At 69.1% G+C, this 22,118-nt stretch carries 7 protein-coding genes; 2 read left to right on the top strand and 5 right to left on the bottom strand.

Annotated features, from left to right (window positions below; genetic code table 11):
* Complete coding sequence (locus A3CE_RS0113060) at positions 1 to 6,969, bottom strand: hypothetical protein (RefSeq protein WP_211231849.1); 6,969 nt, start codon at positions 6,967 to 6,969, stop codon at positions 1 to 3.
* A gap of 494 nt (positions 6,970 to 7,463) precedes the next feature.
* Between A3CE_RS0113060 and A3CE_RS0113055 the strand changes: the two genes are divergently transcribed.
* Together A3CE_RS0113055 and A3CE_RS58000 are read left to right on the top strand one after the other, a co-directional pair.
* The gene (locus A3CE_RS0113055; RefSeq protein WP_043790834.1) at positions 7,464 to 9,314 is read left to right on the top strand and encodes a CHAT domain-containing protein; all 1,851 of its coding nucleotides are present in this window, start codon (positions 7,464 to 7,466) and stop codon (positions 9,312 to 9,314) included.
* 116 nt (positions 9,315 to 9,430) lie between these two features.
* A complete protein-coding gene (locus A3CE_RS58000) occupies positions 9,431 to 14,365 on the top strand; it encodes a peptidoglycan-binding domain-containing protein (protein ID WP_211231848.1) in 4,935 nt (1,644 codons plus the stop codon).
* Here the strand turns inward: A3CE_RS58000 and A3CE_RS0113045 are convergent.
* From A3CE_RS0113045 to A3CE_RS0113025, 4 genes are all read right to left on the bottom strand, one after another.
* A complete protein-coding gene (locus A3CE_RS0113045) occupies positions 14,339 to 15,844 on the bottom strand; it encodes an esterase/lipase family protein (protein ID WP_125591637.1) in 1,506 nt (501 codons plus the stop codon). The two genes, A3CE_RS58000 and A3CE_RS0113045, sit on opposite strands and share 27 nt — an antisense overlap.
* Positions 15,822 to 18,068 carry a CHAT domain-containing protein gene (locus A3CE_RS55120; RefSeq protein ID WP_084641526.1) on the bottom strand — a complete coding sequence of 749 codons (2,247 nt, stop codon included), beginning with the start codon at positions 18,066 to 18,068 and terminating at the stop codon, positions 15,822 to 15,824. The genes A3CE_RS0113045 and A3CE_RS55120 overlap by 23 nt, the downstream gene beginning before the upstream one ends.
* 160 nt (positions 18,069 to 18,228) lie before the next feature.
* Positions 18,229 to 19,533 (bottom strand): hypothetical protein, encoded by a 1,305-nt coding sequence (locus A3CE_RS0113030; protein WP_125591635.1) that lies wholly within the window; start codon positions 19,531 to 19,533, stop codon positions 18,229 to 18,231.
* Positions 19,530 to 22,088: a zinc dependent phospholipase C family protein gene (locus A3CE_RS0113025; RefSeq protein ID WP_020640528.1), complete on the bottom strand. Its 2,559-nt coding sequence runs from the start codon at positions 22,086 to 22,088 to the stop codon at positions 19,530 to 19,532. The genes A3CE_RS0113030 and A3CE_RS0113025 overlap by 4 nt, the downstream gene beginning before the upstream one ends.
* Between the last annotated feature and the right edge of the window lie 30 nt (positions 22,089 to 22,118).

The following is a 22,118-nucleotide window of genomic DNA, read 5'->3' as shown; positions in this document are numbered from 1 at the left end:
TCACACCACCTCCCACGTCGCGGCGTCCATCGTGACGGCGAACAGCATGGCGTCCTGCGTCCCCGCTGCCTCGCCGAGGAACTGGTTGCCGTGCCGGCGCAGGGTCAGGTCGATCGGGGCGCCGCGGCCGGAGTCGACGATCACGACCACCGTGTTCATGCCGGGCCTGCCGACGATGTGCAGCGGTGCCGCGCCGGCCACCCCGGGCGTGGCGACGACCTCGAGGTACGCCTTGTCCTGCAGCGTGATCACCTTCCGCTGCAGGCGGGGTACGCCGGGTGGCTCGTACTGGTGGGGCTCATTGCGCGTGCGTACGAGCGGCTCGGGCGTGCGGATCACGAGCACGCGTGGCTGCAGCGTGCCACCCACCGTGACCCACAGCAGCTCGACGACGGGGTCGGTCACCGCGACCACCGGTCGCAGCCCCGCCTGCCGCAGCGCCGCGTCCAGTGCGGCCGCCGAGACCGGCCCGGGTGTGCTGACCAGTGCCTCGAGCTGTGAGACATCGTCGGCCGGTGCCTCGACGAGATTCGCCGCGGAAACCGCCGCCGCCATCTCCTGCCAGCTCTTGTACCGCGATGTCGTGAACGGACGCCGGAACAGCGGTGACACGGTCGAGTCGGCGGGCGGCGCGGGCGGGTTCACCGGCTCGATGTCGAAGACGTAGTCGGTACGAGGTTCGAGCAGCAGATCCATGTCCAGGATCTGCTGCCGCGACACCGCGCCGGACGAGTCGATGCACGGCGCGTCTCCGAGGACGCCGCGGACGGTGTCCTCCCACGGCGTGAAGACGTTCGCCTCCTTGAGCGCCTTCGCGACGGCCGGCCCGAGGGCAAGGACGGTCTTCGCGAAGCCTGGGCCGGCCGGGTCGGCGTTCTTGAACGACGCCGCGCGAACCTTCGCCTGGATTGCCACGCCGTACGTGGCGTACATGTGCAGCAGGTAGTCGACGGCGAAGACGACGCGCACCTTGTCGCCGTAGAAGAAGAAGCGGTCGCCGTCGAAGGGATCGGTGAGCAGCACCCACGGATCGAGCCGCACCGGCATCACCTGCGCGGGACCGTTGGCGATCTGCACGGTGCGCGGCGCCAGTGGCGCGCCGTCGGTGCGGAAGTGGAAGTTCTGTGCCGTACCGGCCGTCCAGGTCGCCGTGCCGGGCACGGTGCCGTGTTCGTCGCAGGTCGTCCACTCCCACGTCACACCGACCGTGTAGTCGGTATTGGGCAGCAGCAGCGCGGGCTGGTTCGCGGGATCGGCCAGCGCGCCGTCGATCACCGTGATCTTGCCGTCCTTGACGAGGGTGTCGTGCTGCTCGCGGGCGACCTCGGCGGCGGCCAGAGTCTCGACGACGCCGAGCAGGTAGCTCGGCCGAGCGAGGCCCTTGGCGGTCAGCCCGGCCGCGTCCCGAAGGCCGAACTGCGCGTACGCGGTGCCGTCCGGCACGTCGGCGTCGACGAGCACGAGGTGCATCCGCTCCCTGTCCGTGTTCGGCCACAGGTAGCTCAGCACCTCCGCGACCCGGCAGAACCACGGGCCGTCCGGGTCGGTCCACGACGGCGGCAGGTCGGCCGGCGCGGTGACGAGGCGGCTCGGGCCGCTGCCGTCGACCGGGAACTCGGCCAGCACCGTGCCGTCGTCGCCGAACAGCCGCACGGTCAGCGCGCGCGCCTGCAGCGCCAAGCCGGGCACCGCGAGCAGCGCGCGGAAGCGCACGATCGACTCGGTCTTGAGCGCGATCACGTCGTCGAGCGGGTCCTTGCGCTGGGCCGCGGCCTGCTCGGCGAGCTTGATCAGCACTTCACCCAGCGGATGCTCGGTGAGCAGATGGAAATCCTGGTGACGCAGGAACGGCGCCTCCAGCACATGCGCCCAGCAGGTGGGCAGCCGGTCCCTCGGCATCCGCGGAGCGCAGCGCTCGTCGCACTTCACGGTCGCGCCGATCACCCGCGCCGGTGCGATGTCGACGGCCAGATCGACGACCGGGTCGCCGGTGCGCCACGTCTCGGCCACGTCGAGCCGCACGTCGGGCGCAACACTGCGCGTGCTGCCCGGCGGGTCCGGCCAGGCCTTGCCGGTGAGCACCCAGCCGACGGTCGACGGTCCGAGGGGTGTGTCGTGGAACGTCCAAAGCACCGGCGTCGCCGGCGCGATCCGGTCGCACACCGTCTCCCAGGTCTGGCTGAGCTTGTCCTCGAGGTGCTTGCTGCGTTCGACCGCACACGGGTGGGGGTCGGGCACGCGCGTGAGCAGGGCCAGCTCGCGCTTGCTCTCCGACGTCGGGTGCGGCTCGTTCGGCCACCAGACGATCGGGACGTCGCCGGCGGTGACGGCGTGATCCAGCGTGATGCCGGTGATGCGGTAGGTGTAGAACGGCTCGCCGCGACGGACGGCGGGGGTGGGTGGGCCGTCCGGCGTCAGGACCGGCACACTGACCACGCCCGACGGATTGCCGGTCGTCACTGCCGCGCCGCCCTTGATGCGCGGTGTGCAGTCGAGGTGGATCACGATGATCGAGTCGATGGGCACGGCCTCGGCCTGCGGCGCCGGGCCCTCGGGATGTGCGTCGAAGAGCTTGCCGTCGATCGGCCGGTCGCTGGAGACGCCGTTGAGCAGCGCGGCCGCGCGCGACTGCAGGCTGACGCCGGTCACGAGCGGCGGCGGCGCGGGCGGGGAGTCGGGCGAGCCGCCGAGCGTGACGTGGACGGATCCCTCGATGCTGAAGAAGAAGAAGTCGACCTTGCCGTGCACCTCGCCGTCGATGAGCACGATGTTGTCGTTGCCCTTTTGCCCCGCGGTCACCGACAGCTGAGCGGACGCCTCGATGCCGATGATCCACAAGTGCAGCTCGCCCCACAGCTTGAGCCGGCCGGCGAACATGATCGGCTCGAAGCCGAGTCCGACATCGACGGAAGCCCCGACCGACAGGTAGAGCCCGCTGCTGCGGCTGCCCCAGAGGAACGACACCGAGACGCCGGTCATGATCGAGAACCCGTTGAGCGAGCTGGGCAGCGGGAAGTTCCCCTGTCCGGTGTCGTAGTTGTCGGCGGGCGCGCCAGTGTCGGGGATACCCTTGCCGCGGATCATGAAGTAGCCGCGCGCGGTGAACAGCCGGAAGAACTCGACCGTCGCCGGCGCGTACCAACTGCCCGCGTCGATGGCGAAGTGCGCGAGATCGTTGAACGGGAAGATCGCGCGTACCGGGACGTGGACCTTCAACAGCGGCGCGACGTCGTAGTCGAAGGTGAGCCCGATCGTGATGCGCTGCCGGCCGAGGTCGAGGTCGATGACCGCGAGGATGGCTGCGGTGACGTTGCCCTGCCGCGGCGGTCGCACCTTGATCACGTTGGCCTTCATCACGAGCAGGATGCGCGGGCCGGGCAGCTCGAAGATGAGCATGCCCTTGACGTTCAGCGTGAAGCCGGCGTCAATCGTGCCGAGCACGGCGCCGAGACCGATCGCCCAGTGGTCGATCTCGGGCTTCCAGCCGCTGATGTCGAGCGGGTTGCCGTTGACGCGCTCGAGCCAGCCGAGCGCGGGCACCGGGTCGCCGGGGTGCTCGTCCCGCTCGTGGTGCACGGCGAACAGACCACCGAAGCCGTAGATGCCGAGACCGGAGCTGCCGAGCGCGATGGGCACCGGGAAGTCGACCTCGAGGGTCACCAACACCGCTGTCGCCGTACGCGTTCCGGGCGGGGGTTCGGCGACGTGCCGCACCGCGAGCCCGGCGGCCACGCGCACCCCGACGCCGGGCAGGGACACGTCCAGCTGGCCGGCGAAGCCGTCGGGATAGATGGCGAGGTAGCCGTGCCCGTCGAGTGCGCCGGGCACGTCGATGTGCACGCCGAGCGCGCTGATCGTCGGTGCCTGGCCGCCCTCGAGCGGGATGCGGATCGTGGTCTTGTCGACCGAGACGACGCCGAGGTCGGCCTTGAGCTCCAGGTCGAGTTCGAGATTGACCGGGTTCGACCGGGCGATGCGCGTGCCGGCGATCTGCAGGATGTCGCCGAGCGGGTCGGGCACCTTGATGCCGCCGGTGCTCGGGATGTTGATCGTGTAGCCCTTGGCCGAGTCGAAGACCGGCAGCAGGTCGCGCGCCTGCGGCCGGTCCGACGTGCCGAAGCCGACGGCCTTGTAGCGCACCGTGATCGGGTTGCGGGGGTCGGTGTCGATGATCTTGGTGGCGCCGAGTTCGAGCGTGACCACGAGAGCGACCTCGACGTCGAGCAACAGCACTCCCCGGGTGCCGGACTCGTCGTGCGTGACGGTCAATTCCCCGCCGTACAAGGTGATTCGCGGGACGTGCACGATGTGCAGCGACGTCGCGGCGAAGGGCACTGCGACCGACACCGACAGTGCGACGACGTCTCCCGCCGCGGTGTTGGACGCACCCAGCGCGTCGGTCAGCGGCGCGAGCACGATGAGGATGCCGAAGAACGTCCGCCAGTACTGCTCGACCGGGCTGCCCTCGTCGGCCGCGCTCGGGGCGGGCGTCTGCAGGAAGCCGTCGGCGTCCTCTTCGAACAGGCCGGCCACCACTTGCCAGCGGTCGACGGTGTCGTCGAGCGTGAGCTGCACGCGTATGTCGAGAACGCCGTCGTCGGGATCGGTGGCCTTGCCGACGGGAAGGCTGGGAGTGCCGCCGGGCTGGCCCTGACCCGGGTTGGTGGTGTTGACCCTGGCGAGCTTGCTTTCGAGCACCGTCTGCAGGTCGATCTTGAGCCTGATCTCAGCTGCGACCAGGCGGTTGTGGTCGATCTCGACGCGGACGTGCAGTTCCTTGAACCGCCAGTCGTCGTTGCCCGCCGGCCGGCGCTGCACGACGGCCGGGCGTTGCGGCACCGGCAGCTGCGGGCGGGGCGGACGGCCGATGTGCACGGCGCCGTTCTTCGTGGCGTCCGGCGATCCTCCGGTGTGCACGGTGCACTCGACGCGGCGGAAGCCGGCACGGTGCGGTTGCAGGTAGGTGCCGCCCGGCGGCTGCTCGCCGAGCGCGCTGCCGTCGATCGGGTTGGTGATGCCGTGCGCACGCAGGAACGCCTGCATCGCCCAGACACGCCGCTGCGAGAGCGCCACGTTGTAGGCGATGTTCGGCGCGTGCTCCTTGCTCGCCGTGCCGACCAGTGCGATGTGCTCGGTGGGGTTGGCCCGCGCGGCTGCCCGGAAGGCCGCGAACTGAGCGCTGCCGGCGAGGAGGTTGTCGTCGGCCGTCCAGCCGCCGTTCGGGCTCGACTCGTCGCGCGAAGGGACCGTGCGGATGTTGCTGTCCACCGCGGCGAACGCGGTCCAGGCGGGGTCGTTCTCGTCCGGCACCTGGTTCGGCGTCTCGGGCGGCTGCGCGTACTGGAACTGGCCGGTCACTGCCACCGGCGACGCAGCCGGTGTCGCCGCCACGTGCCAGCTCGCCGCGACGTCGATCGATGCGCCGTGCACGAGTGGCACCGTCGCGCGGCCGCCGCTGACGGCGAGCGGATTGCCGCCGGCTGTGGCCGTGGCCGGATCGGGGGGAGCGAAGACGAGAGTCACCGACTCGTTGGCCGGGCTGTCCTCCATCGTGATGGTGTAGCCCGGGCCGGCGTTCGTGGTGACGGTGAGGGCTGCCGGTTGCGCCCCGCCGTGCTGCGCCTGGCCGGCGCTCAGCGACGCGGCGGTGAGCCGGATCGGGACGTCCCCCGTGCGAGACTGGCCGCCCGCGTGCACGTCCGCGACGGTTATCGCGACCGCCTTCGCCTGCTGCCCGGTCGGGAACGTCACGTCGATCGGCTGGTTCGTCTGCACCTGTCCGTCGACGTTGATGTTGTAGGGCGGCTGCCCCCCGTGGACGTCGACCACCCATTGCGTGTGCGCCGGAACGTCGATCGGATCGTGACTGTACGGGTTTACTCCGTCCGGGAATTCGAAGCGCTGCAGGAACTGTCCGTTCTCGTCGTAGATCGAGACGACGACGTTCTGCGGGGAGTCCGGCTTGACCACGTCGAGGCCGAAGATGCCCGAGACGCCACCCTCCGGGCCGATGCCGATCAGCAGCTCGCGGGCCGAGACGTCGATGCCCAGGCCATCGAGGCCGGGCGGACGCACGAACACACGCACGTCCGGCAGGTAGAGACCGCGGAAGTCGTCGCCGACGCCGAACTTGCTCATCAGCTCCGGGGGCGTCTCGGTACCGGACAGGTCGAGGATCAGCGACTGGAAGCCGAAGCCGAGCGCGTTGCCCGGGCCGATCAGTGCGTACGGCGGGTTGATTCGGATCAGGTCGGCGTACACGGTGCCTGCGGGGTCGTCGATGTCGTGCGCAGCCCACGAGTCGAGCGCGATGGTCAGTTGCGGATCGGTGCCGGCAGTACCGGCGCTCTGCTCGAAGGAGAGCTTGATCTTGGGCAGCGTGACCGTGACTTCGGCCCGCGCGGGGTCCACTTCGAGCATGCCGTTGGCGTCGAGCTTGGCGCCGGTGAGGAACGGCAGGTGCAACGTGGCGGCGTCGACGAGCAAGTCGAGGTGGAAGACCGTGGTCGGCGCATCCTGTGCGGGTTGGCCGACAGCGGGCACACCCTGGCCCAGCCGTGGCAGTACGGTCGACGCAGCGGGGTTGCCGGTCTTCGGCGCCGGCGTGCCACCCGGACCTCCGGTAACTCCGTCGACCGCTGGGGAGGACGCGCGGGGCGTGCTGAGCCGGAATCGGATCGCGACGTCGGGGAAGTCCCACCACGCGCCATCGTGCCGTGCGGTTCGATGGCCGACGTTCACTGTGCCGCCGAAGCTGATCGACGCGGGCGGCGTGAACCGCGGCGGATTGGCCGTGAGGTCGGCGCTGAAACGCGCCATGCCACCGACAACGACGCCTGCGTCGTCGAAGGATGTCTCGACATCCTGGACGAAGAGTGCGGAGACAAGCTCGTGCAGCGGCTCGCCGATCGCGGCACCGCCCAGCACATAGGGCGCTACCAGGTCGAGAAGCGTGAGGCTTCCAGGCACGGCCCACCTCCTTGCGCGCGGCTGCATTGTTCAGCCTGCCGCAAGGTAGACGGCGACGAGCACGTTGACGATCTTCCGGCAGGTTCGACCTACCTTGCGAACTTCGAGTCGAAAACCGAGGTGTCCTGTTACGGGGCACGAGCCGACATCACCCAAATGGCTGTGGCTCGGTCGACTGGCTCGGCTGTGCATTATTTTCAAATCGTGACGAGTGGAATTCCGTCATCACCCATGCCGGGCTGTGCCTTGCGTCTCCGGAGCGCAGCTGATGTTCCCCAGCGCGTTACCGCGGTCGTCAGTGCTGCGCCCGGCTTGCCGACTGCTCGGCCGCCGCCACGCCGTTTCCCGCACGTTGCCTGCGTGCCGCCAGGCCGGCATCGCGCCCGATCGGAAGTGCCGGCCCGGGTGTAACAACTTCGTCGAATTTTCGTGACTTTCCGTAACGACGGGCCGGGTGGGGCGACCTTATGCCGGGAGGGTGCCCGATGCCTGACATGAATCGCCTGCTTTTCCGGATGGCTGCGGCCGACGACGACGGTTTCTTGATCACCGCCGCGCTTCTCGACGAACGCGGCGAGATCGTTGGGCGGCGGTGGTGGGAAAGATCGCTGAGCCGAAAGGACCTGCCCGTCATCCCCGAACTCGGTGACGCCGATGAAGCGACGATAACGCAGATCGGCGCCGAGCTGGGAGCGGTGTTGACCGGTGGCGGATTGGCTGCGGCCTGGGAGCAGGGGGCGGAACGGCTTGTTTTCGACATCAGGACCGGCGAACTCGCCGAGATTCCCTGGGAGTTCCTCACCAACCCGCAGGACAAATCCCTCTTCACCAGGAAAGAGCAGCCCTCGTTGCGGGCACGGGTGCCGTACCGGCGGATGCTCGACGACGTGGACGTGCCGATCAACGTGCTGGTCGTCGTCGGTGACGACGATTCGACGGAGATCGATTACCAAGGCGAGATCGAAGCGATCTACCGGGGCTTGCGGGGTGCACCGTGCTGCTGGCACGTGGAAGCCGTCGTCAAGCCGAGCGAGCAGCAGTTGCGGGACCGGTTCGCCGATGTCCGGCCACAGGTTCTCCACTTTGTCGGGCACGGACACCGGACGGAGGGCGGCGCGGCGCTGCGGGTCATGGCGGACAGCGGCGAATGGGACCTGGACAACCGGTTCGTGGCCCGGGCCTTGGAGGGCAGTACTGACCTGCGGTTGGTCGTCCTCAACGCCTGCCGAACCGCGACCGTCACCCCGGCGATGCGGGGGCTGGCGGACGGTTTCCTGGGAGAAGCCTCGGCCGTCGTTTCCACGCAGGGTGATGTGACGTCCAAGGCGGCGATCGTGTTCGCCGAACGGATGTACCACGAACTGGCGCACGGGAAGGCCATCGATGCCGCCGTCGCAGCTGCCCGTGACGACGTCCAATTCACTCCGGAACTGCCGGATTCGGCATGGGGGCTACCCGTCCTGCACGTGGCCGACGCCCCGGAAACGATTCTACGCCACCGTAAGAAATGGCAGCTCGACGACGTGATCGTCAAATTCGGCGAGCTGGCCGAGGTCGTGAGCCTGGTCGATCGCACGGCGATCCGCCGCGACGTGCACCGGCGCGACAGCGGGCTGTTGCTGATCACCGGCAAGAACAAGGTGGGCAAGAGCCTGGTACTGCGTTCCTACCTGCTGACCAAGCTGGTCGGCGGGGCGCCGGCGGTCTATTTGAGCCTCCGGGCGAACACCAGCACCGGCGATTTCATCCGGGACGTCATCATGCAGGCGAAGCGCTGGCTCGAGCCGTGGGCGGGAGAGATCTGCGACGACGCGCTCACTGCGTTGTCTGGTCCGGCACCGGGACCGGTCATGCTGGGTTTCCGGCCCGAAGACGCGTTCCAGGACATCGACCCGAGGTACCGGATCCTGCAGGACTTTTTGAGAAAGCTCGCCCGCCATGCACCGCTCGTGCTCGTCCTCGACAACCTCAGACGGGTCCTGGAACGCGAACTGTTGTTCCACGGCCTGTTGCTGCCGGCCGCCGTCCGGGAGCTCGGCTCGGTCCGGGTCGTGGCGGCGATCGACCCGAGCGACCTGAGCGACCTCATCTCCGAAGACGCGTTGCGTCCGCGAGCGATCCGGATCCAGCCGTTCCGGACGAAGGACGCGGAGATGCTGGCCCGGGAGCTGGTGGCCCGGTTCCCGCTGGACCCGGGCGACGACGACGTCCAGGCCCGGTGGCAGCAGGTCCGCGAGAGGATGCTCGCCTGGGCGGAGCAGCTGGCGACCCAGGAAGGTGAGTTCCTCCCGGCGGAGCTGCAACTGCGCCGGGACACGCTGCTTCAGGAAGCGGGGTTGAAATGAACTCACGGCCGGCCTCACCCCGAACGGTGGTGCGTGACCACGAGCTTGCGCTGCAGTTGTTCGATACGTTCGGTGAGGCGAACCGCGCCACTCTCGCACGAGCCGCGCTGCCACAGATGTTCGACGAAAAGACCTATGAAGCCGTACTGCGGGCCGACGGTGCGCCCGATCTCGACCGGCTGCACGAGCTCGGTGGCGTCGAAGTACTACCAGGGGGTGACGGCAAGTACCGCATCCACGGCGGACTGCGTGATGTGGCCTGGGGATCGTGGTTCGCCGGGGTGCCTGCTCGCCAGGTACCGGCCGGGCTACGGGCGTTCGCGACACGGTTCGTCGCGCACTGTGACGCACAGGGCCTGCCGATCGAGCGCCTGCGCGCCCTCCTGCTGGTCGACGAGGACCGCGCGAAGAAGGCTCTCACCACCGGCTTCGAAGCGTGCGTGCGTCGGATGGACCTCGCCGGCTGCCACAACCTGCTCGACGTCTTGACCGATCCGCTGCTGCTTCCCTTCGTCGGGAAGAGGCTGTGGGCCCGGCGCAACGAACTCGCGCGCACGTTGGTCGCCCGCGAGCTGCACCGCAGTACGTTCCTCGGCGCGGCCCGCTACCTGCACCGCCCGGCGCTCGAAGCCGAACTGGACCGGCTGCTCGACGGCGGCCCGCGCGCACTACGGCTGGTCGGCTCCGGCGGCTACGGCAAGACGACGCTGCTGCGATGGTTCATCTCGCGCCGATGCGTGGAAGCCGGGATTCCGTGCGCGCTGGTCGATCTCGACGCGCTCGACCCGGTGAACGCGGTCAGGTATCCGTTCTTGATCGCGCTGGAGATCGCCCACCAGCTCAACGGCCAGTTGACCGGCGCGCCGTTCGAGGAGCTGCTGCGCGAGCACGGGTCGTACCGGAGGTTGCTGACGAGGCAGGCCGGCGGCCTGGAGCCGGTGGGTCGCTCGGTGCTGGGCACCGAGACGTCGCGGGTCAGCGCCGAGGAGGTGCGGGAACGCTTCCTCGCCGTGTTCGCCGATCTCCCACCGGAAGAGCCGGTGGTGATCGTCATGGACACCCTGGAAGAAGCCGCGCTCCAGCAGGACGGCGACGTTGACGATCTGACGGACCTGCTCGTGGAGCTGCGGCGCAAGGCCGTGGTCCGGCTCCTCCTGTCGGGGCGGAGGACGCGGACCGAGGAGGGGATCCCAGGATTCCGGCAGCTGGCCCGGTCGACCGCGACCTGCAAGGTCGACGCGTTCACGAGCGAAGAGAGCCGCAGGTATCTGGTCTCTACGCGCGAGATCGGTCGCGACGACCTGGTTTCGGCCATCGTTCTGCGGGTGCACGGGGTTCCCTGGCAGCTGGCGCTCTACGCCGACGTCGTCAGACGGTATCCGGCGATCTCGGTGGCGGACCTGAACCAGCTGGACCCGCGCGTGGCATGGACGATCGACCGGGTGGTCGCCCGGGTCAGCGACGGAACGGTCCAGTGGCTGATCCGCTACGGCGCGATCCCGCGGGTGCTGAGCCGCGAGTTCGCCGAGAAGGTACTCATGCCGCGGATCGCCGAATCCATGGCCGGTTCCGACCTGGATCGCCCCGAACTGGACCCGGTACCGCCTGGTGCAGCCGCGGTATTCCCATCCGGCGTGGTGAACGGGGACTTCGAGGCGGTCTGGAATCGACTGGCCGGGTACGCGGCCGATTCTTCGTGGATCTGGACGGCGCCGGGCGGGGCCGACGCGGTCCGGTTCGAACTCTCGGTGCAGGAGGCGATGCGCACGCTCGTCGCGGCGCAGCCGATCCACCAGGTGATCCATCGTGAAGCCGTCCGCTACTACGAGTCCGTCGCCGAGCGGAGCCGTGACTGGCTGTCTCCGACCATCGAGGCGATCTACCACCGGTTCCGGCTCGACGGCATTCCGGCCGCTGAGCACTGGCACGGCGCCGTGGCCAGGGCATGGGCCGCCAACCGGCCGGACTGGGTGGTTCGCCTGAGCGAGGAACTGCTCGGTCGCGACTACCTGGACGACCGCGAACCGGTCGAGCTGAGCCCCGGCTTGCCACTCGTGGAAGAAGATGTGGTGGCTGCCGCGCACGCCGAGCGGGCTTGGGCCCTCGCGACCATCGCGAGAATCCGCAACGCCTCCGGAGACCACACGTTGTGGAGCCGGGTCGAGCGCAGCGTCGCCGCGGTCGCGAACCTGCCGATCGGTCCCGGTTCCCGGCTCCGGCTCATCGCCGCCGACGCGGCGTTGTCGATCGCCAGGAACCGGCCAGAGGAGGCTGCCCGGCTGCTGGAAGAGTCGGATCTGCGAGGTGTCGACACCGCGGGACAGTCTTTGCTCGATCGCCTGCTCGCCGACGCGCGTGGGGCTCAGGGGGATTTCGAGGGTCGCCGGCTCAGCCTCCTCGCCGCACTGGACCATTCGCGGTCGCCGGAAACGACGGTCGAAATCCTCGAACAGCTGGCGGAATACGAGCTCAGCGTCGGTCGGATCGGCCGTGCCGAGGCGTGGCTCGAACGGGCCACGGGCGTGAACGCGGTGTCGGTGCCGACCGGCTTGCAGCGGCTGCGGATCCGGGTCGCGCTGGCATCGGGCCGGCCGGCGACCGCCTTGCGTCTCGCCGTGGGCGAGGGGTTCGAACGAGAACGCGTTACCGCGCTCCTCGCGCTGGACCGCGCGCCCGAAGCGGTGACACTGTGCACCAACGCCATGACCGACGTCGTCAGCCGGCGCCGGCACGCCGACCTCCTGGTGCTCCGCGGTCTGGCCCTGTCCGAGCTGTTCGACGTGGACCGCGCACAGGACGACTTCCTGCGGGCGAGGTCGGAGTACGCCCAGTCGGCGGACAACGAGCGGGCGGCCATGGCTTGTGTCCGGGCGGCAGAGCTGGTGCTTCGCAAGGTCGGCAACGTCCGTGAGGCCGGGCACCTGCTCGGCGAGGCCAAAGGGATGCCACTGCAGCAAGGGAGCGCCGCGTGGCGCGCCATGATGCTGCTTTGGGCGGAGCTCGACAAGCGGAGGGGACGCCAGGCCGACGCGACCGCACGGGTGGCGGAGGTCCTCGGTCGGCTGGACGCGCGGGTGCCGCCGAGCCGGTTCGCGGACGTCGTCTTCGCCGCCCTGCTTTCGGCACCTGCGTTGACGGAGTCGTGGCTGCCGTCACTGGCCGCGCGGCTCACTTCGATCACGCCGGTAGCCGCCCGGCTCGCTGCCCTGGACGGGCTCGATCGCGCGCCGCGGACACCGTGGGGTGCCCAGCTGGCCGACCTGGTGCTCCACGGGCCGGCCGGCGACGACGAGGTACGGTCGGAAGACTCGGCGGACAAAGCTTGGCTCCAGCTGCGCCATGCACACCTGCTGCGCTTCGCGGGGCAAGACGACCTCGCCGTCGAAGTGGCTTCCGCAGCAACGAGCGTGCTGGGCCGGAACACCTTTCTCGCCCAGCTGAGGCTGCTCGAACTGGTCGCGCAGAGCGGACGGCCGGACGCGGCGGTTGCTCCCCAGCCGTTGTGGGAAGCCGACTTCCCTCTGCTGAGCGCGGTGACGAAGCTGGAACAGGCCGACCTGGTGTTCGACGAGACCTCCGCCGACGGTATGCGCCTGATCCTGGACCAGGCGAGCCGCGCGCTCGACGAGGGCACCCAGCGACCGACCCAGTGGCGGTGGCGGCTCCTGGACCTGCGGCGCCGGCTCGCTGTGCGCGAGGGCGACGCGAGACTGGAGGACCACTATCAGCGGCGTGCCGAAGCAGTGCTGGTCGACATCGGTGAGCGGGAGCAATACCGCAGCGGCGATCTCGCACCGGAAAGGCACCGCGTCCGCCCGGAAGTGCGGCTGAACCTCGTACTCGAACAGTCCGGCGCGCTGGTGGCCTTCGCCGACGGCCGTGAGCTGCTGCGGGTGTCGGCTCACCACGAGCTGGCCGCCGCCGTGCGTCAGGATGTCGACCGGCGGGCCAAGTCCCCCCTGGTCAAGTGGGTCCGGGAGGCTGTCCGCCTGTCGTCGGTGCTGGACGTCCGGCGGTCGCTGCGCCGGCCCGGCACGGGTAGGGGCCGTTTCGACCTGCGGATCTGTGCCGATCCGCCGCTCGCCCAGTTGCCGTGGGAGCTGCTGACCTTCGACGGACGGCACTTGGACGAGCTCCCCGAGCTGCGAGTTACGTATCGCGGTCAAGCCGCGTTGCGCGGTGACCAGATCCGCGTCCGGGTCTTGCAGGAAGCCTTGCGCGAGGCAGGTGGAGACTTCGACCCGGGGCCGCTGGACGGCTATCTCGGCCCGCAGACCCAGCGCGCGGTCACGCTCCTGCAGTACAGGAGCGGGCTCACCGTGGACGGCGTGGCCGGTCCGGCGACCTGGCGGGCCCTGCGGGAGAGGTCCGTCGCCCGGCGGGCGCCCCACGTGGTGGTCCTCGAGCGCGAGCCGGAGACCGAGCTCTCCTCTGCTCGGGGGTACTCCATGGTCGGCGCCGACGACCTGGCGACGGTGTACGGCCGCGCGGGCTGGGACGTGGAGACGCTGCGCGGCGGCGATCTCCGGCTGCTGGACGTCACCGTGCCTCCGGCGCCTGTCGATGTTCTGCACGTCAACGCCTCGATGGACGTCAGCGGTTCCGTGCCATTCCTGGACTTCGGGGCCAGCAGGCTGGCCTGGTCGCAGGAACGTCCGGAGGACGTGGCCGTGACCGTCCTGGACCACGCGCTCTACCAACTCTCCCTGCGCGGCCACACGCCCTTGGTGGTGCTGGATATCGCCGCCGCTCCTCGGTTCACCAGCGAGACAGTCCGCCAGGTGCTGCTGCGCAACGATTTTGCGCACCAGCTCCTCACTCTGGGGAAAGTGCATTCGGTACTGGTGACGGGAGCGGCGACCGGCCCCCGTGCGGCGGAAGCGCAGACCGAGATGGTGACCGCGTTGAGCAGGCCGGGCAAGACCCCCGCCGACGTCGTCGAGGAGCTGCACGGCGCTTCGAGCGATCACCTGCGCAGGACGGCGCTGTTCACCGCCCTGCGCCCCGACCTGATGCCGCGGATCTCACCCGAACGGGAGAACCGCCGGTAGCGTCAGGCAGTGCCTGATCTCGGCGCGCGTCCGTTCGTCGCCGAAGTACGCACAGTGCGAAACCGACGGCGCGTCGAGCGCGAACGGGGCAGGGACGACGAACTTGCCCGCGTTCGACATACCGGTGACGGGAACAACGAGGTCGTTCCCGTCGGCGAAGAGCGCGTCGACGATCGTGTCGAGCGTTCGCTGGGCCAGGGAGGCTCCGGCTGAGGGCTTGTAGTTCGACGTGATCGCGTGCACCGCGTCCATCCGGACGTCGGTGTCGTTGAGGGCCAGCAGCTCCTCGTTGGCAGGATCCATGGCTGCCAGACCGTCCAAACCGGACATAATACCGACCGCGACCTGCTTCACCACTTCGAGTACGCCCGGCAAGGCGGCACCGCCGACGGCGTCGGGGAGCAGCGAGAACAGATTGGTGAACGTGTCGACGAGGGAGCCGAGGTTTTCGGGGCTCGCGAGTTTCGTCCCCGCGTTCGGTGAAGCGACCTGGACGAGCCGGCGGACGCTCACCCGGCCGGCCGCGGGCTGGCGGACCAGCTGCCGCGCGACCAGCCCGCCTCGCGAATGGGTCACGACGTCCAAGGTCAGCGTGCGGTCGTCCGGCAGGAAATCGAGTAGCCGGCGGGCGTTCTTCTCCGGGGTGGCTGCGACCGTCGGGTGCTCGAACAGCAGAAGCCGCCGTCCGTAGTCCGCGTACCACCGCGCGAAGTCCGGATGCAGGCCGGCGAACGCGTCGGAGGTGCTGAACGTGCCGTGGACGAACAGCAGGTACGGTCCGGTGCCCAGCTGCGCCAGCAGCCGGGCGTCCACGGCGGCTCCCACGGTGCCGTCGGGATTGGCCAGGCGCAGCGCGTGCGGGCGGTGTCGCCCCTCCCACCAGCGCGCGCCCCATTCGGCCACCTGCCCGGCCACGTACTCGACGGGGAAGCGGATCACATGCAGTACCTTGCTGAGACCGAAGCCGACGATGCCGCGGCTCGCGGGGCCCGCTCCGCCGATCTCGAACCGGTCGCACGGGATGTCGAACTGCTGCTTGACGGCGGCCCGGTGGCCCTCGGCGGCGGCTTCGACGCGGGGCAGATGCCAACGGATGTGCCCGGTCTTGCCGTCGACTTCCAGGATCACCTGACCTTCGTCGGCGCGGGCGGGCGCACCGACCTCGAGCCGCAGGTGCGGAGCCGTCACCGGGCCACGGGTCCGCGGGGCCGGGCCGCTTCGGCCGGCGCTCAGCCGGGGGAGAGCGATCGTGGTGTGCAGCCGCATTCCGGAATCGTCGAGCGCGCCGCCGAGGCGATCGGCGGCTTCGGGCGCGGCGCCGGACTGACGCAGGTACGCCTGCGGAGTCCTGCCGGCCGTTGCGCGCACCGAGGCGTCCGGCGCCCGTTCGGCACGCCGGGCCTCACCGCTGACGTTCACCGCGTGCATCCGGACGCCGTTGCCGAGATCCACGGCGCTACCGGGGGAAAAGTTCACCATGGCCGCCCTCTCCCTTCCAGGTGATGGCCAGTCGCGGGTGCCCGAAGAACACGTACGCGAACTGGCTGCTCTCACCGTCGACGCCGCCGCAGCGCCGGCGACGGAGGAACGACGCGGGGGTCTCCGTGGCCGCGAAGACGTCGGAGTAGAAGTCGTCGGCGATCCGGGCGGCCACGGTGTCGTCGACCTTCCACAGTGGAGCGACCAGCCCGCCGACTCCGATCTTGATGAGCGCCGCCGCCATGCCGGCGTACGTGCCGAAGACCTGGCGCCCCTGCGCCACCTGGCAGGCGTTGAGGAACACGAGCCGCACAGGGCTCGTCTCCACGCCTTCGACGTCCTCCGGCGCGAGGTACTCTTCACCGTCGATCATCATGAGGCCGTCTTGGTACCCGGCGGCGTCGAAGTTGCCGTGCAGCGCTATGTGAAGCACGTCTGCCGGGACCTCGCCGTCGAGCGTGGCCAGGATCTTTTCGATGGTGGGTAGCACTTCTGCCGCACCGTACTTCGTCATCAGCGCCTTGCCTTCGGCCTCCGCCGCTGGCAACGCGAGGCCGTCCGGGTACGTGCCGAAGACGATCGCCATCTTGGCGGCGTCGAAGGCAGCCGGCGGCGTGGGTGAACTGCGGTGGCCGAGGTAAGGCCAGCGGCCGAGGGTGACTTGCGCGCCGAGCCAGGGCCGGTCGGGCGTCCAGGGCGTCGGGACTCGCGCCAGTTCCCAGGGGATGTAGGCGTCTTCGGTGACGAGCAGGACGGTCGGCGGGCCGCCTGCCACTTGAGCTGCTGTCTGCAGCGCATCCCAGACCCGGTCGTGCACGAGTTGGCCGATGTGCGTGGCCACGCCCTTCAGGAAGTACTCAAGATGAGAACGACCCTCGCGCTCTTCGATCCCTCTGATGAATCGCTGCATCGCTTCCGCGGTCAACTCGTCGAGATTGACCCGGAGAGCGTCGTCGGTGTCGGAGATCCGGGAGTGTGGCGATCGGACATGCCACAGCCAGCGGCGTGCCGTCTGGTCGCCGCCACGCATGAGATAGAGCTCGACATCGGCACGGGAGCCACCGGGGTCGAAAGACCAGCCGCCCGACCAGGTGCTGCTCGCCAAATCGTCGTCTCGAGCCTGGTCGGCGCGACCGCCAACGCGGATCTGCCGCGACGCGGTGCCGATCGGAACCCCGTCGGCGGCGAAGACGGCCGTGATCGTGCGGAGCTGCCGGAGTGCCGGATCGTCGGTTGCCGCGACCTGAATCGTGATGAACGGATGCGGACGTTCCGGGGTCACTTCGATCGTCGCGGTCGAGGACGATCCGCCGGTGAGGGTGAAACCGTCGTGGAAAAGGGTGATGGTCAACGTAAACGCGTCCGATGCGACCTGGAAGGGCCCAGACGCCGCGAGCGTTCGGTCGATTTTCGGGGAAAGGCCAACCCGGAGATTGAAGACGCTGCCGGGATCGACGCTTCCGGGGCATTCCAAGAGCGGGTGCACGGTTCGCACCGTGTCGCCGAGGGGATCTGCGCGACCTGAGCCGGCCGGTGGCCGTTCGCCGCGTTTGCCGCGTTTCGGGAGGCTGACAGGGTACGCTTTCTTGAATATTTTCACCAGCGGCGGCTCGACACCGGGAGTCCCGGGTGGAACGAGGCGCGCATCGCCCAAGGTATCGCCCACCTCGGAAAGCCAGCGAAGGACGTTCACCCGGTGCGCACGGTGTTCGGTGGCACGTCGTACGGCGACGAGGACGTCTCTCGGCCGGACCAGTGACAAGAGCCCGCCGGTCCATACCGGATCGGTGCTCGTCACGATCGCGGCCGGGCTGGTCAGCCTCGCCGTCACTGCTCTCGCACCGTCGTGGGTCAAGGCTGCGACGACTCGGCGCAGGCGGTCGGTGCCGGCACGACGGCCGCGGAGGGTGGCCGCCGTGTGCGGTTGCTCCGCCAGGATTTCGAGGAGCGCGGTCAGCAGATCTTCGCCGTCGGCCACCGAAAGCTCTCGCAGTGGCGAGAGATTGGCGGGAAATCCGGCGGGTTGGAGAATGGTCGCGATTATCTCGACCACGAGGGGGAGCGGCTCGGGAGAAGCTGCGGACCGGTCCGCCTTGGCTTGTGGAGAAACCTGTTCGAGGGTATCGGCAGCATGCTCAGCGGCCGCTCGGAACAGCTCGTCATCGCCGGTTGCGAGCATGCGCAGGAACCGGATATCGGCGTCGTTCGCCCGCGAGGCAACCATATGGGAGAAGTCGTGTGCCTGCGGCGGGTGTTACGATGAATGGCGGTTTCTTGAATCTCGAGGGTGGATCGGGCTCAGCTCCGCTTGGCTGCACACGCTGGAAACTGTGAAATGAGCTCCTTGCTGTCACTGGGTGTGACCTGTCGACCAGGACAGCCTGTCAGGTGACGACAAGGGAGTAGCCGCCGACGAGCCGGCCGTCGAGCTCTGTCGCGGTGAAGCGGAGCAGGTGCTGGGATCGCGACGGGCCACCCATGGCCGAAGCGATGTGGGCGGCTTGCAGGTTGTCGATGTCGAGCAGCGTTCTCAGCGCGTCCGGGACCGCCTGGACGAGGGGCCGCCGGGTCACTGCTCCCACCAGGTCGATGTCTTCTCGGGGCAGGTCACGGATCAAGCCCGGGAGCGCCGGGATGTCGGTGAACGGATCCGGTGCGTTACGTTCGGCCAGCAAGGCGGCTAGGAGATCGCTGCGCACGATGATCGTGCGGTCGACCTCGACGCGGATGATGGTGAGGACGTGCTGCTCGAGTTCGGTCCGGACACCGTGGCGCAGGTCGTCGAAGGGGACTGGCGTGACCGTTGTCGGGAAGGGGTCGCCCTGCGGTGGCACGATCGTCAGCCTGCCGCCGGCGATCGCGTTCAGCAGCGGCCCGGCCGCGGGGCCGCCGTGGGTGAGGTGGAGTGCGCCAAGCCGCGGCAGGTTGTCGCCGAGGGTCCGGAGCAGCGGACCGGCGTCTTGCTGTCCGGTCAGGACTGTCAGGTTGCGCTGGCCGAAGTGCCGGTCGGTGTTGCAGTCCCAGCGTCCGCTCCACTGGTCCGCGGGACAGGACACGGTGGCTACCAGGCATTCGTGCCCGCTGATGTCGGCGGGAATGGACCACGGCCGGTCGAGTTCGATGAGACGCTGCGAGTCTGCCCGAGTCCGGTCGTCGAGGTCCACCATGGCGCCGCCGACGAGCGTCGGCTCGTAGCCCGGTTGCCCCTGGTTCGCCTGCCCGAAGAAGCCGGGCTGCACCCACCACGCCCGGATGTGGACACCGACGGCAGGGAGCAGGCCGAGGTTCCACACCCGGACGAAGAGACGATAGCTCCGGCCGGCCGTGGGTGAGGCCACGAGCCGGCCGGGATCGAACGGGCCGGTCCAGGCCGCGTCGATGAGCAGGATGTCCGGAGACTCCCAGCACACGACGGGCGGCCACAGCGGCCGCTGACCGCGGTCACCCGGCGAGAAAGCCCGGATCAGCAGGAAAGGCAGCACGTCTTCGCGGCGTGGCCGGTGCCGTTGGGCAAGCTTGCCGTAGACATTTCGCCAGTGGTCGGCTCTGGTGTCGTCCGGTCGCCAGCCGGGATCCGGGTCGGGACCGGGGTCGGGAGGATGTCCGCCGCCGACTGTGCGGGCGGGGTCTTCCCCGCGCTGGTCGGATGCCGGAGGCTCGGTGCTGTCCGGTTGCCGGTCCTCGGTCATGGCCGGCCCGGACCTTCCGGTGGTGTGTGCCATGGTCGGGTCCATCCCCTCCGGCCCAAGCCGAGGTCATCGGTCCGGTCCTCGCCTGGCAGCCGGTGTCGCCAGCCCGTGCCGTCGAACGGCTCGTGCGGCGAGCCGGACATGTCACAGGGATCTTCGTCGTCAGCCGGCGGTTGCTCGACGCCGCGACCGAGGTAGTGGACCTTCAGGTCCAGCCGCGGGTCGTACCACTGACTGTCCAGCGGCGTCGTCCCATCCGGCTGGAGCTGGTGTTTGTTGTCGGTGTCGGCATGGAAGAACTGCGGAGGCGTGCACGGCTGGCGGTAGGAAAAGTTGCTCTGGGGTGTCGCGGTCAAGAGCGGGGTGCAGGCCCATTCGCCGGCGGAGCCGTGGTGGTGGCGGGCCCAGTCCCAGCACAACCAGGCGTACCCGCGGTCGGAGTCGAGATTGAAGTCCGGGACCCGGAACTCGGGTGACTGATCCGTGGCCATCCTGCCGACGAGGTAGAGGCCGTAGTCGACCGGGCCACCGAGGTGCAGGTCGTCGGGGAGCAAGGCGTCGAGCGCGGCAAAGGTCTCCGCCGGGGTCTTGCAGTCCTCGAGCCGGTTGCGTGCGGCCGTACTTCCCTGAGGGCCGGGCAGCAGGACCGCGGAGCCGTCTCCGGCGACGAACGGGCCAACGTGGGCCGGCGCGCCTTCCTGGGGAACGCCTTTGCCGGCTTGACCAGTCAGGGGATACCGCCACGGCGCGATCCACTCGGTGGGCTTGAACACGGCGATTCCGTCGCCCGCATACCGAAGCGGGCGGGTCAGTCCCAGCATGCCCGGAAGGTCGACGGCGCTGACGTCCGTGGGCTGGTCCCGGACGATGCCGCGAGGATAGGCGGGATCGAGGCCGAAACCGGACGTCGCCGTCTCGCGCCCGGACGGCTCGGTCACCCGGAATGTCGCCGCACCGTCACCCAGCGGGCTGTCGAGAGCCGCGGTCACGTCGTACGTTCCGGAGGCCGAGCCGAGTGTGGTCAGGCCGAGGTCGATCTCCTCCGGCTTGGGCGTCAGGAAGCCCGACATGACAAGTGCTCGCCGGGCCAGGATGTACAGGTTCCAGGCCGGCACCACAACGGCCCAGTAGAGCACTTCACGAACCGGGAAGGTGAGGACGTCGACGATCAGGCCGGGCAGCACGGTGACCAGCCACTCGATGATCTGCGCGAGGTAAACCACCCACGCGAAGATGGCCAGCACCAGGTCGAGCAGGCTGAACGAGTCGTCGTCATCGACGTCGGCACCGCGGGCCGGGTCGTCGTCGACACCGTAGCCGCCGCCACCGGGCGGCGTGGGGAAGGAATGGTCGGTGAACACCGACGGCGGTGCCGGGCGGCGCGGACTCAGGCCGTCGCTTCCGGTGGCCTTCAGGTAGGCATAGACGAGCGTCCACATCTGGTTCATCGCATCACTGTTGGGCCGCCCGTCGGGGGTGCCCGACGCATCTGCTGCCGAGAACTGCGGATCCTGCGTCAGGATCTTCGGGCCGTCCGGGTACACCTCGGCCATCGCATCGAGCAGAGCGGTGACAAGGGGCTCGGGGAGTTCTCCCGAGTCCAGATCGAACAGAGCCCGCCGCGCCGCTGAGGGCGTGGCGCCTTCGGAGGTGTCGTAGGCCGGGAATCCGGCGAAGTAGTCATAGGCGGGTGCGTCTTCGCGCATGTCGTACGGCTGATCGTGCCGCGCGCGGAACGCGACGTAGAAGTGCAGCGCGCTGGTGCCCCGCTCGCCGTAGCACGGTCCTGGGTTGCGGGCCGAGTAGTTCTCGCTGTCCATGTGGTTCTCGACCAGATGGTGACGTTGCCAGTGATCCCGGTACGGTCCGCCGGCCTTGGCGTTGGTGAACGGGTGGCCCGTCACGTCGGTCGCGCAGTGGCTCATCCACCCGACCGCGAAGGCGGTCCTGGCGTCGGCGTCCAGCCGTTCCGCGTCGGTGGTGGCTGTGGCGCGTGCCTGTTCGGCTTGGCGGAACAGCGTGTAGGGGAATTGGTAGGTGCGGCGGTAGTGGAACATGTCCGACCAGTAGAAAGCGTCGTTGCTGTAGCCCTGGGGCACCCCGGAGGTGAGCAGCCCGAACCAGTCGCCCATCCGGGCGAGCAATCCCTCGAACGCGGACGTGACGGCAGCCGACAGTTCGTCAAGGATCGCGCCGAGCTGGTTGGACAACCCTCCGGTGAGCTGGCCGGTGAGCTGGGCATCGTTCGTCTGGATCGGATCGATCCACTTCTCCCACTTGGCGACGAACTGCGCGTCGAGCACGGCCCACACGTCGACCACCCAGCGGATCACCTGACGGATCACGCAGCCGGTGGTGTTCGCGAAGTCCGGCAGGAGATAGAACAGGTCCGGACCGAGCGACCCCAGCGCAAGGTAGTTGCGCCAGGTATGGCACGTCTCGCCGAGGGCCTGCGAATCGGCGAGGTCGAGGGGGAACCCCGGCGGAATGTCACCGTCGCGCAGTCGCTGAGCCGTTTGTTTCGCAGCTTCCAGATGGACGTACCAACCGGGCATCACGCCCTCCTCGTCTCCGGTGCTCGCCGT

This window comes from Amycolatopsis balhimycina FH 1894 (genome assembly GCF_000384295.1).
In the GTDB taxonomy this organism is placed as follows: domain Bacteria; phylum Actinomycetota; class Actinomycetes; order Mycobacteriales; family Pseudonocardiaceae; genus Amycolatopsis; species Amycolatopsis balhimycina.
Note: the sequence above shows the minus strand (reverse complement) of the source record. Positions and strands in the feature narration are given on the sequence as shown.

Coding starts and splice junctions, on each gene's coding strand:
- A3CE_RS0113055 (WP_043790834.1), top strand. CDS start 7,464: ATGAATCGCCTGCTTTTCCGGATGGCTGCGGCCGACGACGACGGTTTC.
- A3CE_RS58000 (WP_211231848.1), top strand. CDS start 9,431: ATGTTCGACGAAAAGACCTATGAAGCCGTACTGCGGGCCGACGGTGCG.
- A3CE_RS0113045 (WP_125591637.1), bottom strand. CDS start 15,844: ATGGTGAACTTTTCCCCCGGTAGCGCCGTGGATCTCGGCAACGGCGTC.
- A3CE_RS55120 (WP_084641526.1), bottom strand. CDS start 18,068: ATGGTTGCCTCGCGGGCGAACGACGCCGATATCCGGTTCCTGCGCATG.
- A3CE_RS0113030 (WP_125591635.1), bottom strand. CDS start 19,533: ATGACCGAGGACCGGCAACCGGACAGCACCGAGCCTCCGGCATCCGAC.
- A3CE_RS0113025 (WP_020640528.1), bottom strand. CDS start 22,088: ATGCCCGGTTGGTACGTCCATCTGGAAGCTGCGAAACAAACGGCTCAG.